The organism is Bacillus sp. 2B09, assembly GCF_003946835.1.
GTDB lineage: Bacteria > Bacillota > Bacilli > Bacillales > Bacillaceae > Bacillus > Bacillus altitudinis.
On sequence record NZ_RPSG01000003.1, the window covers coordinates 16768 to 33272 of the forward strand.

The 16505-nt window shown below is 41.5% G+C and carries 15 protein-coding genes; 12 read left to right on the plus strand and 3 right to left on the minus strand.

The annotated features are described in order from the left end of the window. Positions 1-34: 34 nt before the first annotated feature. On the minus strand, positions 35-937 hold the full coding sequence (locus EBQ12_RS07615) for a beta family protein (protein WP_125589579.1): 903 nt from the start codon (positions 935-937) through the stop codon (positions 35-37). A 350-nt stretch (positions 938-1287) separates the two neighbouring features. On the opposite strand from EBQ12_RS07615, the gene EBQ12_RS07620 reads away from it, so the two are divergent. The 8 genes from EBQ12_RS07620 (at position 1288) to abc-f (ending at position 10527) form a co-directional block, all read left to right on the plus strand. Then, positions 1288-1980: an ABC transporter substrate-binding protein gene (locus EBQ12_RS07620; RefSeq protein WP_234935689.1), complete on the plus strand. Its 693-nt coding sequence runs from the start codon at positions 1288-1290 to the stop codon at positions 1978-1980. A gap of 167 nt (positions 1981-2147) precedes the next feature. Continuing rightward, the gene (locus EBQ12_RS07625; RefSeq protein ID WP_017368100.1) at positions 2148-3317 is read left to right on the plus strand and encodes a macrolide family glycosyltransferase; all 1170 of its coding nucleotides are present in this window, start codon (positions 2148-2150) and stop codon (positions 3315-3317) included. A 289-nt stretch (positions 3318-3606) separates the two neighbouring features. Beyond that, positions 3607-5250 carry a nickel ABC transporter substrate-binding protein gene (gene nikA / locus EBQ12_RS07635; protein WP_048001958.1) on the plus strand — a complete coding sequence of 548 codons (1644 nt, stop codon included), beginning with the start codon at positions 3607-3609 and terminating at the stop codon, positions 5248-5250. A 15-nt stretch (positions 5251-5265) separates the two neighbouring features. Next, the gene (gene opp1B, locus EBQ12_RS07640) at positions 5266-6195 is read left to right on the plus strand and encodes a nickel/cobalt ABC transporter permease (RefSeq protein ID WP_008347783.1); all 930 of its coding nucleotides are present in this window, start codon (positions 5266-5268) and stop codon (positions 6193-6195) included. A 5-nt stretch (positions 6196-6200) separates the two neighbouring features. Next, positions 6201-7088, plus strand: a complete 888-nt coding sequence (gene opp1C, locus EBQ12_RS07645; protein ID WP_035389463.1) for a nickel/cobalt ABC transporter permease — start codon at positions 6201-6203, stop codon at positions 7086-7088. Then, the gene (locus EBQ12_RS07650; protein WP_125589581.1) at positions 7051-7869 is read left to right on the plus strand and encodes an ABC transporter ATP-binding protein; all 819 of its coding nucleotides are present in this window, start codon (positions 7051-7053) and stop codon (positions 7867-7869) included. The genes opp1C and EBQ12_RS07650 overlap by 38 nt, the downstream gene beginning before the upstream one ends. Further along, the gene (locus EBQ12_RS07655; protein ID WP_125589583.1) at positions 7863-8633 is read left to right on the plus strand and encodes an ABC transporter ATP-binding protein; all 771 of its coding nucleotides are present in this window, start codon (positions 7863-7865) and stop codon (positions 8631-8633) included. Before EBQ12_RS07650 ends, EBQ12_RS07655 begins: the two co-directional genes overlap by 7 nt. 334 nt (positions 8634-8967) lie before the next feature. Continuing rightward, positions 8968-10527 carry a ribosomal protection-like ABC-F family protein gene (abc-f, locus tag EBQ12_RS07660; protein WP_206428019.1) on the plus strand — a complete coding sequence of 520 codons (1560 nt, stop codon included), beginning with the start codon at positions 8968-8970 and terminating at the stop codon, positions 10525-10527. A gap of 15 nt (positions 10528-10542) precedes the next feature. On the opposite strand, the gene EBQ12_RS07665 is transcribed toward abc-f, so the two are convergent. After that, positions 10543-11952 (minus strand): polysaccharide deacetylase family protein, encoded by a 1410-nt coding sequence (locus tag EBQ12_RS07665; RefSeq protein ID WP_048001963.1) that lies wholly within the window; start codon positions 11950-11952, stop codon positions 10543-10545. A 427-nt stretch (positions 11953-12379) separates the two neighbouring features. Between EBQ12_RS07665 and EBQ12_RS07670 the strand changes: the two genes are divergently transcribed. The 4 genes from EBQ12_RS07670 (at position 12380) to EBQ12_RS07685 (ending at position 15584) form a co-directional block, all read left to right on the plus strand. Beyond that, positions 12380-13315 (plus strand): FecCD family ABC transporter permease, encoded by a 936-nt coding sequence (locus tag EBQ12_RS07670; protein WP_412674628.1) that lies wholly within the window; start codon positions 12380-12382, stop codon positions 13313-13315. Further along, a complete protein-coding gene (locus tag EBQ12_RS07675; RefSeq protein WP_017368092.1) occupies positions 13312-14313 on the plus strand; it encodes a FecCD family ABC transporter permease in 1002 nt (333 codons plus the stop codon). The genes EBQ12_RS07670 and EBQ12_RS07675 overlap by 4 nt, the downstream gene beginning before the upstream one ends. Positions 14314-14329: 16 nt before the next feature. Further along, on the plus strand, positions 14330-15226 hold the full coding sequence (locus EBQ12_RS07680) for an iron-hydroxamate ABC transporter substrate-binding protein (protein ID WP_007500130.1): 897 nt from the start codon (positions 14330-14332) through the stop codon (positions 15224-15226). 133 nt (positions 15227-15359) lie between these two features. Continuing rightward, positions 15360-15584, plus strand: a complete 225-nt coding sequence (locus EBQ12_RS07685; RefSeq protein ID WP_008347764.1) for a phage holin — start codon at positions 15360-15362, stop codon at positions 15582-15584. Between the two features lie 292 nt (positions 15585-15876). Here the strand turns inward: EBQ12_RS07685 and slrR are convergent, their stop codons facing one another. After that, on the minus strand, positions 15877-16347 hold the full coding sequence (slrR, locus tag EBQ12_RS07690) for an HTH-type transcriptional regulator SlrR (RefSeq protein WP_017368091.1): 471 nt from the start codon (positions 16345-16347) through the stop codon (positions 15877-15879). Positions 16348-16505 lie beyond the last annotated feature (158 nt).

A 16505-nucleotide genomic window follows, 5' to 3' on the forward strand; every position in this document is an offset into this window, starting at 1 on the left:
CATTGAAGTGCGGGTTTTATTATACTCTTCTGTATTATAATTCATCTAAGCAAACTACTATATGCTTATTGATCCCAATAGAGCTCCATACAGAAGGATTACCCTTATTTTCATTATTATTAATAACTGATTGTATGAATGAATCAGCCCAACAACTATGTTGGTCAAAATTTGTTGCACTTGATATCTCTCTACAAACTCTAACAAAATCATAATTCCCTCGGCGTAGCCCATTTCTTACAAACCAATACTCTGTCTCCAAAGTATATTTTATTTGAACTATAGCTCTACCTCCAGTTGTTAATTTTGGGCTAACTGAAGCATAATCACCGAAGAACAAATCAGATGTTTTATTAGCATGATTTTTAATTTCATGAAATAATTCTTTTTCAATTCGACTTATTCTATAATTTTCTTCAGAGGAAACAGGTAGTACTTGTGGAACGGCACCACTCATAATAATAATTTTATGATTATCTAATATTTCGAGTATCGGTTTAAATTTTGAGACTATTTCAGTATTAACACTATCAATATATTCAAAATCTAACATAACTCCTTTAGGTAAACTATTATGTTGTTCTTTTAACCATTGAATGAAAAAAGAATTAACTACATTTTTATCAATTCTTACATAATTTTTTTCTCTCTTACTATTATTATTCAAAATATATTCAACGGGATACATGATGTCGAAATTATCATTTTGATCAAGTTCTAACAGTTCCTCCAATGAGTCAATGTCATCTGAATCAAGTTCTCTCACATCTAGTAAAACAAAGTTATTATAACTAGCACGTATTTCGTTTAGACTATTTTGATCAGCATCTTTAATTATAATATTAGGTACGAAATTTGTTACGTCATTACCGAATTCCACAAGCTGCTTTAAAGCCCTCCTCTCCCCTTGTTTTTGCCGAAGCGTAGCATAATACATTAATCTCACCTCAATTATTATTTAGATAGTCTTATAGAACTATCCATATACATAATATTACACTAATGTGTAATTTTTTACAAAAAGAATATTTTTAAGCATTTCTATAATTGATTACCATTCTCAATTTAAGGTGGTTTCATATTTGAAAAAATGATCTGGTTGATCAGCTTACTTGAACTTTTGTTAGTGGCATTCGGGCAGAAAGAAGATAGAGAGCAATCAGCAATTACACGTACATATACAACGGAATCGGGTGGGAGATCACCATTCCTGACAAGCCTAAACGAATTGTTGTGTTAACAGCACAGCTTGGAAATTTTAAAAAGTTAGGTGTGACACCTGTTGGCATGACAGATGTTTATCCTAAATCATCCTTTTTAGATGAAACAGGTGTGAAGAGGGTGCCGATAGAAAATGTGGAGGCAATCGCCAAACTGAAGCCTGATCTCATCATTGCTTATTCACAAAATGATCAAGTTGAAAAATATAAAAAGATCGCAAAAACAATCACTTTCACAACAAGTGAACATAGCTTTAAAGAGATGCATATTGAAATCGGAAAGATTCTTGGAAAAGAATCGTTAGCGAAAAAACAAATACAAGAAATGGACGAGCAGCTGAAAAAAGACGGCAAAGAGGTCAAAGCAAAAATTGGTGAAGACAAGACGTTCTCCATCATGGATGTCCAGCCTAAGCAAGTGTATTTATTTGGTACAGACTTTGGCCGCGGTGAGGAGGTCATCTATCAAGGGTATGGATTTAGCCTGCCTGAAAAAGCGGATAAGGCTCTTCCGAAAGAAGGGTATCTCGGTATTTCATTAGAAGAGATGAATGAGTATACAGGTGACTATTTACTTGTACCAACAAAGGATGGAAAAGCACCGAATCCTGATATCACAGGCAGCGGGGTATGGAAGAAAAATAAAGCAGTGAAACAAGGACATGTTCTATCCTATTCAATCAATGAATTTATCTATGCTGATCCGATTTCAATAGAAAAACAGTCTGCTGCGTTTAAACAAATGCTGCTCAAAAATTAATAGAAAAAAGACAAAGCACTTAAATAGGAGACTTTGTCTTTTTATCTGCTATCCTCTTAAAATACTAGTCATAAGACTCATTTATCCCCTTTTCAGGCGTATTTGTTGAGCCCGATCACTGTATAAGATTAACATGGAAGGGAATTGACAATAAGGAGAGGATTCTTGTGGCGAAGGTTTTAATGATTACGTTCCCAGCTGAAGGACATGTGAACCCAATGTTAGGAATGATAAGAGCATTTGTTGATCGAGGTGATGAAGTGCATGTGGTCACAACTGAACATTATCAAAAGCGGATCAAACGCTTAGGCGCTCACATACATATACATCCAGATTATATTCGGACATTAAGTGTGGAAGAAGACGATTTGGAATCCATGCAGCCATTTTTCCATGCCATGCTGCAAACGTCATTAGACATTTTAGAAGTGGTGGAAACTCTTTATCAACAGCATTCATTTGATTTGGTCTATTTTGATATGTTTGGAGCAGGTGAGCTTGTGCGGGATTACTTACAGATTCCAGGCATTGGTTCAAATCCTTCTTTTGTGCTGCAGGAGGCGCATTTTGATACACCTTTATACAGAAAGGATGAGAAGGCGGCTCATCTGTTAGAAGAAATACATGAACGTTTTGGCGTTCAGCCAAATTATTTGATGCAATTCATGAAAAACCGTGGAGAGCTGAATATGGTGTATACAAGTGAATATTTTCAGCCGTCTGTTGATGCATTGGATGATTCGTTTGTTTTCATTGGACCGAGTTTTCTAAAACGTGCTGACCAGCATGATTTTCCGTTAGAAACGCTTGAGCGAGAGAAGGTCGTCTTTATTTCAATGGGAACGGTTCTTGGAGATACTGAAGCATTCTTTAATATGTGTATTGATGCCTTTGCCGACTTTGATGGAAAAGTGATTCTCGCAACTGGTGAAAAAATCGACATGTCTCTCCTAAAAGAAGCGCCATCTCATTTTCTCATCGAGCCTTATGTGCCGCAGCTTGAAGTCCTTGAACTGACAGATGTGTTTGTGACCCACGGCGGGATGAATAGTGTCAATGAAGGTATTCATTATCATGTTCCAATGGTTGTCATCCCAGTTGACAAAGATCAGCCGATGGTGGCAAAAAGACTGACGGATCTCTCTGCTGCTCGTGCACTCGATAAAGACGAGCTGACAGCAAAGCAGTTGAGAGATACTGTAGAAAGTGTACTGGGAAGTGACACGTACCGTGCTGGAATTGAAAAGATTGAAGAAAGTTTCCAAACAGCAGGTGGAACAGAAAAAGCATTACGTGTCATTGATCAGTTTATGCAAGCGAAACAGACTCAATCATGAGTCTCTCAGCGTGTAGACAAACCCTCGAATTCGCCCGCAGGTCTGTGCGCTGGTGCTCGCCCTTCCTAGACTGCAAAGGTTTTCTTTCACGCTGAAAAGAAGACAAAGAGCTAAAATAAAGATCATTTTAGCTCTTTGTCAACAACCTGACAGACTCAATCATGAGTCTGTTTTTTCGGTGAAAAAAGACATTGTATTTCCCAGATCTGTATGCTAATATTCAATTCGTAATCATTTCGATTGATAATCGTAATGATTACGATAAAATGAACATTTGGGGGAAGTACATATGAATCATCAACCTGTTTACATAAAGAAAAAGGACGAGAAAAAGCAGTCCTTTGTGACATATACCTTGATGTTGTTTTCAGTCATGGCTTGTTTTCTATTGGCATCTTGTTCTGAAAATAAGACCTCTTCCAGTTTAAGTGGAAGAGAAGATGATGAACTGGTGTATGCAAGTACAAAAGATATAAGAGACATTAATCCCCATCTATATGGCGGGGAGATGGCCGCTCAAAATATGGTGTTTGAATCGCTTGTTGTGAATACGGAAAAAGGCATTCAACCTGCCCTGGCCCAAAGCTGGGATATTTCTAAAGATGGAAAAACCTACACATTTCATCTTCGAGAAAACGTGACTTTTTCAGATGGTGAGCCATTTAATGCGAAGGCTGTCAAAATGAATATTGATGCAGTTGTCAAAAATATTGAAAAAAATGCTTGGCTCAATCTCGTGTCAGAAATTAAATCCACAAAGGCTGTAGATGAACATACATTTGTTCTCACATTGAAGGAGCCCTATTATCCAACATTAGAAGAGCTTGGTTTAACACGTCCATTCCGTTTTATTTCTCCCAAAAGCTTTATTGATGGCACCACATCAAAAGGCGTCAAAGGTTATGCAGGTACAGGTCCTTATGTGTTAAAGGAACATAAGAAAAATCAATATGCCATTTTTGAAGTGAATCATCACTATTGGGGAAAGAAGCCAAAGATTTCAACAGTGAAATGGAAGGTCATGCCGGATCACCAAACGATTTTACTCGCTCTGCAAAAAGGGGAGATCGACCTCTTATTTGGAGCTGATGGTGACATGATCGACGGAGATTCATTTCAGGCTTTAAAAGAAGCTGGTCAATATGGGGTAACCGTGAGTCCTCCTGTTGGATCAAGATCTATTGTGATCAACTCCAATCAACCAATAACACAAGATCCAAAAGTAAGAGAAGCATTTCAATATGCCATTCAAAAAGAGATGATTACAGAAGGGATTTTAAATGGAACTGAACAGGTGGCACATACACTGCTCGCCCCATCAGTCCCTTACGCAAATATTCCGCTTAAAAAGAAAACCTATCAAAAAAAGAAAGCAGAGGCATTATTAGATGAGGCAGGCTGGAAGCTAAAAGAAGACGGCTATCGCTATCAAAAAGACAAGCCGCTCAGCGTGACCATTTATTATAATTCGGATAATGCAGGTGAAAGAACGATTAGTGAATCGATTCAGCAGGACTTCAAGCAGGTTGGAATCAAGCTGGATATTAGAGGTGAAGAAAAACAGGCATTTTTAGATCGTCAAAAAACAGGAAAGTTTGATCTTATGTACTCTCTATCTTGGGGACTTCCTTATGACCCTCAAACATACGTCTCTTCATTTCGTGTTGCATCCCATGCTGATTATCAAGCTCAGTTAGGATTGAAAAAGAAAAAGTGGCTGGATGAGACCATTACGAAAGTATTGGTGGAGCCGGATGAGCAAAAGAGGGCACAAATGTACCGAGATATTTTGACGTATATTCATGATGAAAATGTGTATATCCCTATTTCCTATTCTGTGACAAAGGCCGTTTATAATAAGCGCCTCAAAGGTGTAGATTTTCATGTATCTCAGTATGAAATTCCCTTTGATCGAATGTATTTTTCGTCATAAATCGGAGGCTGAGACATGACACGCTATATCATAAAACGATTATTGCTTCTTTTGCCGCTCATTGTATTCATTACGTTTTTTGCGTTTGTGCTACTTGCGATGCGTGCGAGTGATCCAGCTGAGGTCGCTTTACGTGTGAACCAAGTAACCCCAACGGAAGAGATGATTGAATCTATGCGTCAAGAGCTAGGCTTAGATCAACCGTTTTTCATACGCTATGTCACATGGCTTAAAGACGGATTAACAGGTGATTTTGGCAGTAGTTATGTCACACATGAGCCTGTACTTGACCTGATGATGGAGGCACTTCCTGCGACTTTACAGCTTGCAGGGATGTCCCTTTTGTTTATTATTGTGCTGAGTTTGTTATTCGGAATGGTGTGTGCATATGCGGCACATACATGGTTGGATCGAATCGTGAGAGCATTTGTGTTTATTGCAGCTTCCATGCCTAGTTTTTGGTTGGGCATTTTGTTTATCTGGCTTTTTTCAGTCAAATTTAACTGGGTCAACACGAGTGGAATGGAAGGATTTAAATCGATTCTTTTGCCAGCGATGACTTTATCACTTGGCTACTTATCGACCTATGTGAGACTCATTCGAAATCAAATCCTAAAGTTTCAGCACGAGCCCTTTGTTTTTTATGCAAGAGCTCGTGGTTTAAAGGAACGAACCATTCAATTGAAGGTGATGAGACATGCCCTTCAACTAGCGGTAACAGCACTCGGTATGTCAATACCAAAGCTCATTGCAGGAACCGTTATTATTGAAAATCTCTTTGCTTGGCCAGGGGTTGGCCGTTTGTGTGTAACAGCTATTTTTCACGCCGATTTCCCTATTATTCAAGCCTATTTGTTTGTGATGGGATGCCTGTTCGTTGTGTGCAACCTTGTTGCTGATGTCATACAAATGATCATGAACCCGCAGTTAAGAAAGGAGGTCTAAAAAATTTGATCGTATGGAATCAATTAAGAAAAGATCGAATGGCTATTCTGTCTATCTGGCTTTTGGTACTTGTCACATTAGCTGGGCTGTTTGCACCGTTTCTAGCGCCGCATGACCCAACTGACACGAACATTCTTCAAAAATATGCTGGTGTGAGTCTAACATATCCCCTCGGAACCGATCAGCTGGGGAGATGCGTATTGTCCCGGCTCTTATATGGTATTCGGACAACGATGCTTGCTGCCGTGCTGACAATGTGTATCACGATGTTCATTGGTACGATACTTGGACTTGTAGCTGGCTTTTTTAGAGGGAAAGTTGATGGAGCTCTAATGAGAATATGTGATGTCATGCTGTCATTTCCAGCAGAGGTGATGATTTTGGCCGTTGTGGGCATTATGGGACCTGGGCTTTTCAATATTATTTTGGCCAATGTCCTTGCAAAATGGGCTTGGTATACAAGGATGATTCGTTCGTCAGTCCTGCAATATACGAATGAACCATCTGTTCAGTTTGCGAAAGTATCTGGGGGTTCACCTTTTTATATCCTTCGAAAACATCTATTTCCTCGCATCTCAGGAGAGATTGCTGTCTTTGCTACACTTGACGCAGGCTGGGTCATTTTAAATATTTCTGCTCTGTCTTTTCTTGGATTAGGTGTGAGTGCACCTACACCGGAATGGGGCATGATGCTCAACGAGGCGAAGAATGTCATGGTGACGCACCCGGCTCATATGCTCCCGCCTGGACTTGCGATCTTATTTGTGGTCATGGCACTGAATTTTTTAGGAGACAGTCTTCAGCAGGTCATGAACCCTGCCATGCACCTTACCAACAAAAAAGGGGGGAGACGGTTTGCCTTTCATCGAGATAAAAAATCTGTCCGTACATGATCCGATTCAACAAAAGGATTTAGTGGCAAATATCACGTTTACATTACATAGACAACGTTGTTTAGGCGTTATTGGAGAAAGTGGAAGCGGAAAATCAACCGTTGCAAAAGCATTAATTGGCCTTATCCCTCCTTCGCTAGAGATGATTGGGACCATTTTGTTTGACGGTGAAAAATTGACAAGTCAGACTTCACAGCAGTGGAGAGGAAAGCGAATTGGCTACATTCCACAAGATGCTATGAATGCGTTCAATCCAATTGAAACAATTGGTCATCAAATACTTGAAACGTTCCAGCGGCATTTGGGTTTACGTGGAAAAGAAGGGACAGCACATGCGATCACTGGGCTAGAACGTGTCCATTTAAACAATCCGCATATGTTAATGAAAAAATATCCTCATGAGCTGTCGGGAGGGATGCTTCAACGTGTCATGATTGCCATTACGATCATGCTTTCTCCTGACGTGATCATTGCCGATGAGCCTACAGCGTCATTAGATGCATATAACCGGCGTGAAGTCATCACGCAATTACAGACGCTGAAAGAAGAAACAGGAGCTGCCTTGATCATCATTTCGCATGATTTAGGCGTCGTTCAGGCAATCGCTGATGAATTGTTGGTGATGCACCAAGGGAAGATGCTTGAGCATCGTCATGCAAAAGAGATATTTACATCACCTGAGCATCCTCAAACGAGGCATTTACTAGAAACGAGGCTTCGCTTATCGGCCCCCCTTGAAGCACTGAGGCAGCAGAAGAGAGTGAGGGCATTCCCATGCTGATCACAGCAAATCAACTACTTAAACATGGAGAAGGTAAAGGGCGCTTTTTTCATAAAGAGGAATCCATAGCACGCATAGCTCAGGTTTCATTTCAGATTGGAGAGGGTGAATGTGTCGGGTTAGTCGGTGAGAGCGGCAGTGGTAAAAGTACAATAGCACGTACGCTGCTTGGTTTAGAAACATTAGACGGCGGAGAGATAAAGATAGGTGGATGGCCAGCTCATACATGGCGTAAGATGAACCGGGGGAAAATGAGTGTTGTTTTTCAGGATTATCTTTCTTCTGTCCATCCTTCCTTTACAGTGAAAGAGATCATAGCAGAACCCATGCAAATAATAAAGCGAAACATGGATGTGAACCAAAAAGTGTTGTCCCTGCTCAAGCAAGTAAGACTTCCATCGTCTTTGCTAAATCAATATGCTCACCAACTAAGCGGCGGTCAGCTCCAGCGTGTATGCATAGCAAGGGCCATATCGACGAATCCAGCCATTCTCATCTTAGATGAAGTCCTTAGCTCACTTGACGTTTCTGTCCAAGTTCAAATATTGGAGCTTCTTGAGACATTAAAGCAAGAGTTAGATATGACCATTCTCATGATTACCCATGATCTAGAGGCAGCCGTTTATTTATGTGATCGACTTCTTTTTTTACATGAGGGAAAACTTGTGGAAGAATGTAAAAATGACCAGCTGTTTGAAGCGACTCATCCATTTACGCTCAAGCTAATAGACTCACTCATGCCTTTTCAGCTTGACAAAAAATAACCAATCTTTTATCGTATACGTAACAAATGACGGAAGGGTGACCCAATGCAATGAAGTACTAATCCTATGACCTGTAAGCAAAATGAAAGAACGAAGGCAGTGAGCAAACGATATGTGTTGCTATGTTTGCTGCGTTTTCATTTTTTAGCTTCGGAATAGGATGGTACAGCTTGGGAATCAAAGATTGAAGTGATGGATACGGGGGAGATGTGTGCTCATTTGATGAACCGCATGTCATTCTGTATCGATACGCTTATTTTTGTACACCATTTTGCCTCCTATTCTGAGAATGGGAGGCTTTTTCATGTCTCCTGATACGAAAGGAGAGGGTTGGATGTTACTGAGAGCCCACCAATTAAAAGTATTTCGAAAGGATCGTTTGTTATTTGATATAGAGGAGCTTGCCATTCATCAAGGGGACCGAATCGGCCTTGTAGGGACAAATGGCAGTGGGAAAACGACATTGCTCCATGTACTGGCGGGGAGGGAAAAACCAGACAGCGGCACATTTGCACACACTACAACTTGTACCCTGCTTCCTCAACTAAAGACAGGAGATGGCAGACAAAGTGGCGGAGAGATGACACAAGCTTATATTGAAAGAGCTTTAAGCCGGCCTTCTGCCCTTTTATTAGCCGATGAACCCACGACTCACTTAGATACGGAGCATATTGAGTGGCTAGAAGAAAAGCTTCGTTATCATCAAGGTGCTCTGATTGTCGTCTCGCATGACCGTGCTTTTTTAGATGCGTTATGTACAGACATTTGGGAATTGGAGGATGGGAAACTCAAACCATACAAAGGCAACTACAGCGATTTTGCCCGGCAAAAAGAACTCGAACATCGTCAGCAAGTGGAGGCGTACGAGGCGTATACCCAGAAGAAAAAACAGTTAGAACATGCACTGCAAAAGAAAATGAAAAAAGCCGACAAAGCGACAAAGCCATCTCCAAAGCTGAAATCCTCAGGGCCTAAAATTGCAAAGCCTTATTATGCAAACAAGCAAAAAAAGCTTCAAAAAACAGCCAAATCTATTGAAACAAGAATGGAAAAATTAGAAAAGGTGGAGAAGGTAAAGGAAGCCCAGCCTCTTCAAATGACGCAGCACACCATGAAGGAAGTGGCAAGCCGCACCATTTTTCGTGTCGAACATGTAGATGGCATGGCAGGAGATAAAGTCCTTTGGAAAAAGGCGAATGTAGAAGTAAGAGGCGGAGACAAAGTCGCGATCATTGGGAAGAATGGGAGCGGTAAAACGACATTTCTCCGAATGCTTGTAAACGGAAATCCCGGGATTTTTCGTTCAGAAGCCGTGAAGATCGGTTATTTCAGCCAAGATCTTTCAGAACTGAATCTAGATGAATCGATCTTACAAAATGCACTGGAACAGGCGATTCAAGATGAGACTGTCGTTCGCACCGTTTTAGCGAGACTTGGGTTTCGGGGAGACGATGTGTACAAGCTGACGAACGTATTAAGCGGCGGGGAACGGGTGAAGACGATGCTTGCAAAGCTGCTCGTCAGTGATGCCAATGTTCTGATGCTTGATGAACCGACGAACTTTTTAGACCTTGCGGCAGTAGAAGCGCTTGAAGAACTTTTAAAAGATTACCCGGGCACAGTCGTGTTTGTCTCCCACGACAGGAGGCTCATTGAGCAGGTGGCTACTCGTATTCTTCATGTGCACGAGGGAACCATTGAACGCTTTGATGGCACCTATGAAGAATATAAACAAAAGGAAGAAAAGCCAGCTGCTACAAAGAAAGAAGAAGAGCTCCTGCTGATTGATATGCAGCTGTCTGAAGTGCTCAGTCGTTTAAGCATCGAGCCTTCTCGGGAGCTTGAAGAGACGTTTCAAGCATTGTTAAAAAGAAAGAAGTTGTTAGAGTCATAAAAAAAGCCCCTGTGTTTACTGCACAGGGGTTTGTTCGTTTCGTTCTTTTTTCAATTGTTCAAGTTCGCTGACTGTGACAAGCTGGTAGCCTTGTTTGGTGAGTTCATGTATGATCTTCACTGCTGCTCGAGCAGAGCTGTCATAAATATCGTGCATGAGTACGGTTTTGCCATCTGCTGCATGTGAGAGAACATGGTTTGTGATCTGCTGGCTGTTGCGAATTTTCCAGTCCTCAGGATCGACATCCCACAATGAAACGTTCATGCCAACCGCTTGATTGATGTCGGGATTTGTTCCTCCATATGGCGGTCTAAAGTGCGTAGGAGTATAACCGCTAGCCTTTTTAATCAGCTTCTGCGTGTCTTTTACTTGTTTGACCGCTTCTTTTAGAGGGAGTCTCGTTAATAAAGGATGGTTATATGAATGGTTTCCGATCTCATTTCCGCCCTTTAAAATGTCGGCAAGCATTCCAGGATAATACTGAACCCTGCTTCCTAATACGAAAAAGGTGGCGTGTCCTTTATTTTCCTTCAGCGCTGCTAAAATGGTTGAAGTTGTGGCTGGGTTTGGACCGTCATCAAATGTGAGTGCGATGGCTTTTTTATTCGGATCAAGCTTTGGCTTTTGCGGCAGCTTGACGGCTTTTCTTTTTGGATTCGGTTCTTTGATTTCATTCTGATTTTTGGTCTTATTCATGTATTCCGGCTTCAAGATATCTTTTAGCAGCGTCTTTTTGATCGCCAGCGTTTGCGGACCTAAGTCCTTTGCAGCTACTTGAGAAGCTGGGAAATAGAACTCTATATATTTCTCTTTTAAGGCGAATTGACTGAAGTTTTGATCAGTAGGGGCTGTTCCTTTTTGAAGGAGTGATAGATCCTTAGACAAGGTTTTATCTTTTTTAAGCTCCGTGTATGTAATATAGGATAATTTTTTCAAATAGTCCTTTTTGGGTTGAAATAAATCTTTTGTGTCAAGAAAGTCTTTTTTCTGAAAATCAAAATTGATTGTGACGTGATGAGTGGTCCCATTTTGCTGACCTGTATATGTGTAGGTCGTAAAATAAATGGCCGCAGATTGTTTTGCATAGTGCACCATGTCATAGTCAATATTCAGTTCAAACCGTTTGTTTTCATCAATGTCCTTTGCTTCACTAAATGTCTTTTTGAAATGTTCTAATGCTGAATTCGCATAGCTTTGAATCTTGTCATCTAGCTTTTTTTGATGAAAAAGTGGATAGTTCACCGCATATCTCATAAACTTCCCGTCATTTACAAGAGTGACAATTTCAACATTTTTATAATTCGTATCCTGCTTCACATTTTTCTTCTCTGTACCGCTTGCTTGCTGATTTTGAAAGAATGCAACTGCTCCAATGACGATGGCAAGCGCAAATAGGATGATACTCCATTTTCCCTTTACTGACACAACTTTCAATTCTCCTCTCATGACGGGTCATTCTTTATTCCTTTGACATCTGTTTGTAATATTTTTATAACAATTGACTTACTTTTGTAATTTTAGGGGATTTTCATGCGGAATGTCAACTATTTTCCTATTAAAATACTGTAAAAATTGATAGGTCTTTCACAACGAGAAAAAGCAGAAGGAAAGAATTCTCTTATTTGCCGTCTACCAATACCTTCAATAATAAAAAAAATGAGCCGTACATTGATTTTTCAGAGGCTGACGGCTATAATTTTGATGATTATGATTCTCATTTTCAAACTGACTTTTAATGAAGAAAAGGATGACACCGATTTTGCCGGATAAGCGAACATCTCAACAAAAACGATCATCACCTATTTTGTTCTTTTTATTGTTTTTTCTCGCTGTCATTGGTTTATTGGCGGCTATGTTTTTGGCTGTTTCCTACGGTGCAAAGTCATTGTCTTTGCAAACGGTCTGGACAGCTGTGTTTGACTATCAGTCTCATGTGACAGAGCAGCAGATCATTCATGAAATAAGGCTTCCGCGTGTGCTAGGAGCTGCACTTGTTGGAGCGGCCTTTGCTGTGGCAGGTGCGCTTATGCAAGGCATTACAAGAAATCCGCTGGCAGATGCCGGGATATTAGGCATTAACGGCGGTGCGATGTTTGTAGTCGCTCTCTGTTTTGCTTTTTTTCCAGGAATGCCTTATTCCGCATTGATGTTATTTTCTTTTTTTGGGGCCGTTCTCAGTACGCTGCTGATCTTTGCCATTGGGGCGGCTGGCGGCGTGCTGACCCCACTTCGGCTCACTGTAGCTGGAGCTGTTGTTGCCGCATTGCTGCATGCGCTAAGCTCGGGTATCGCCATTTACTTTGATCTCAGTCAGGATCTGGCTTTTTGGTATGCAGGGGGTGTGGCAGGTGTCAAATGGCCGCAGCTGATGATCCTTGCTCCAGTCATTCTCATTGTCATCGTTTGGGCGATGTTATTAGGACGATCCCTCTCGTTATTATCACTTGGTGAAGATGTAGCTGCGAATTTAGGGGTGAAAACCAGGCAAGTGCGAATACTAGGTATGGCTGCTGCGGTTCTGCTGGCAGGCGTGTCTGTATCGGCGGTTGGGTCTATTGGGTTTGTCGGGCTTGTCATTCCGCATATTGCACGAAAGCTGGTTGGGGTCAATTATCGTTTCGTCATTCCGATGTCAGCGATTTTAGGCGCAATACTTCTCGTCTTCGCTGATCTTGCCAGCCGGACAGTAAATCCGCCAAGAGAGCTTGCCATTGGCGTCATGGTGGCACTTGTTGGTGTTCCTTTCTTCTTATATATTGCCAGAAAAGAAGGGAGGAACCTGTCATGAAAGAGAAACGGCGTGCTCTTGTCGTGACAGCCGTTTTGCTTTGTCTGAGTGCGGCTGTCGTGCTGTATAGTTTAAATACCGGCACGCTGAAACTCAGTCCTCTCGTTGTTGTCAAAACGTTATTTGGCTTTGGAGATTTCCAAAGTGAGACGGTGCTGTTTGATTATCGTCTGCCTCGAATCGTCGTGACGATACTAGCTGGAATAGGTCTAGGTATCGCAGGTGGCATTTTGCAGAGTTTATCCCGCAATCCACTTGCCGATCCTGGGATTATCGGTCTGAATGCAGGAGCCGCATTCGGCTTAATCATCTTTGTGACGTATTTTCACGTACTAGAAGGAAATCCATCTTTACTCATTCCGCTCTTTACGTTTGGTGGAGGCCTACTTGCGGCGGCAGTCATCGTTCTTCTTGCGTACGACAGGCATGAAGGGCTTGTGCCTATCCGGCTGATCCTTGTTGGAATTGCCGTAGCTGCGGGGTTTAGTGCATTGACGTTATATTTGTCATTGAAACTGGATGAAGATACATATACCTTCGCTTCAAGGTGGCTTGTGGGAAATGTATGGGGAAGAGACTGGATTCATGTACTTGCGCTCCTGCCTTGGATCGTATGTCTTGTCCCGCTTACGCTCATGCAGTCCAGCACACTCAATGCGTTAACGTTAGGTGATGCCGTCGCCTCAAGTGTTGGCGTACGTGTACAGCGTAAACGTCTGTTGCTACTCACCTTAGCTGTTGGTCTAGCGAGTGCAAGTGTATCGATGACAGGCGGAATTGGTTTTATTGGCCTTGTTGCACCTCATTTGGCAAGGCGTCTTGTCGGCTCACTGCACCAATATTTTTTACCAGTGAGCGCCTTGCTCGGATTGTTGATTTTGGTCAGTGCTGATACACTCGGACGTTCCATATTTGCCCCAAATGCCATCCCAGCGGGTGTGGTTGTGGCTTTTATCGGAGCACCTTATTTTCTCTATTTACTAACAAAAACAAAATAAGAAAGAGGAACTCATCATGAAAAAAGTACTTGTGTTTGGTTTAACGCTCTGTTTCTTGATTCTGGCCGCTTGTGGTCAACAGGAAACAAAGAAGACAACAAATCAAGATGAAAACGGAACACCTAAGATTGCGTCCTTGTCGATTCATTTAACAAATGACTTATTAGCACTCGGGATAAAACCTGCTGGCTCTGTTGTAGGGGGAGACTTAAAAGATTTCCTTCCACATGCGAAAAAGCAGCTTAGCCAAACGAAAAAGCTGGGCATCGCAGCAGATCCTGATATGGAGTCATTGCTTGCTTTAAAACCAGATGTCATTTACGTCGATGAAGAACTGGCTGGACAAGACTTATCAAAATACAAGAAAATCGCCAAAACCGAAGTGTTTAATTTAAATGATGGCACATGGCGTGATCATTTGAAAAAAATCGGCAAGCTCGTCAATAAAGAAAAAGAAGCCGATCAATATATTAAGGACTACAATCAAGAAGCAAAAGAAGTCAAATCACTCATCCAGAAAAAGATTGGAAATGGAAAAGTGATGGCGATTCGTGTAACAGCAAAAGAGCTTCGAGTATTTAGTATGAAACGTCCGATGGGGCCAATTTTATACGATGATTTAGGACTGACACCTGTAGATGGTGTGAAAAAACTGGACAGCAAACGTCCATTTGAAGTCATTTCTCAAGAAGTGCTTCCTGACTTTGATGCAGATGCTATTTTTGTCGTCGTGAATCGTGATGATAAGGCGCAACAGGCATTCAAACAGTTAGAGCAGACGCCGATTTGGAAAGGCCTAAAAGCTGTGAAGAAAAACCAAGTGTATCCGATTGCCGATCAGCCCTGGCTAGATTATTCAGCTCTAGGCAACAAAATGGCAATGGATGAAGCAAAAAAGATGTTCTCTAAATAATCAGCACATAAATCAAGGCATCATTCCGCATCTAGGAATGATGTCTCTTTTTTTGATTCATTCTTCTATTCATTCGCTTTTTGCATACATATGAGAGGGAACGAGCAGTATCGTCCAAGGGGAGGGGTTACAGTTGAAGGTTCAAAAAATTAGTGCAGGCACTATTGCGAGGCTTGTGCTGCTTTTATTGGCACTTGTGAACAGCGCTCTCACCGCTGCAGGAAAAAGCCCAATTCCAATTGATGAAGAAGGTGTGCAGCAATTCATTACGTTAGCTTTTCTTGGCATCACATCACTATGGGCCTATTGGAAGAACAATGATATTACGAAAAAAGCACGAACCAAAAAAGAAGAATAACAGAAAACAGAGCCTTTTCATGCAAAAAGGCTATCAGCGTGTAGAAAAACCCTCGCATTCGGTGTCAGTCCTGCGCTTCGGTGCTCACGAATGTCAAATTCGCTCCGCTCCGGTGCTCGTCCTTCCTAGACTGCAAAGGTTTTCTATCACGCTGAAAAGAAGACAAAGGGCTAAAATCAAGTTCATTTTAGCTTTTTGTCCATAAACTGAATAGAGCCTTTTCATGCAAAAAGGCTCTATTTCATCGAAGCGACAAGCGCTTCTCCCCGCAAATTGGTTTTATCTCAGTGGCTTACGCCCGGTGTTCTCCCATATTGGTAAGAAACGCTTTCACTTCCTCGATGGTTAAGCCAATGGCCTTTGCTTCACTCATGAGACGTTTCCATTCTGACATATTTGAGTCGGTCAGCTTTCTCTGATTGACATGCAACGTCTTTCCTTCCTGCTCCTTTCTGTAGGTTTGGAGCAGCTGATACAGTTCTTCTTTAGGCATGCCGGATTGGACGGCATGAACGATATGATCCCGCCACTCCTGTTCACCGCCCTCAGCGTAATGAAACATCATCGTTTCTGCATCAAACAGCTCTTGTAAATCAATGTCTAGTGATGAGGATACCTTTTTTAAAAACTGGACAGATGGATTACGATGGACACCACGCTCAATTTTACTCAAATACGATTTAGAGACATGGGCATCTTCTGCCAACTGCTGAATTGAGTATCCTTTCCTCTTTCGGTAAATTCGTATCACCTTGCCTATCATTCGATATATGATCTCCCTTCTCCCCGGCGAATCGTTCTGCGACCTTTTCGTTCATTATAAGAAATAAATTGTTCTTTATAAAATTCAAAAACGTAAGAAACAGGAAGTAAACAAAAGAAAACGAACGATTTCGTTCTTTAAAAAGAACTATAAGACCT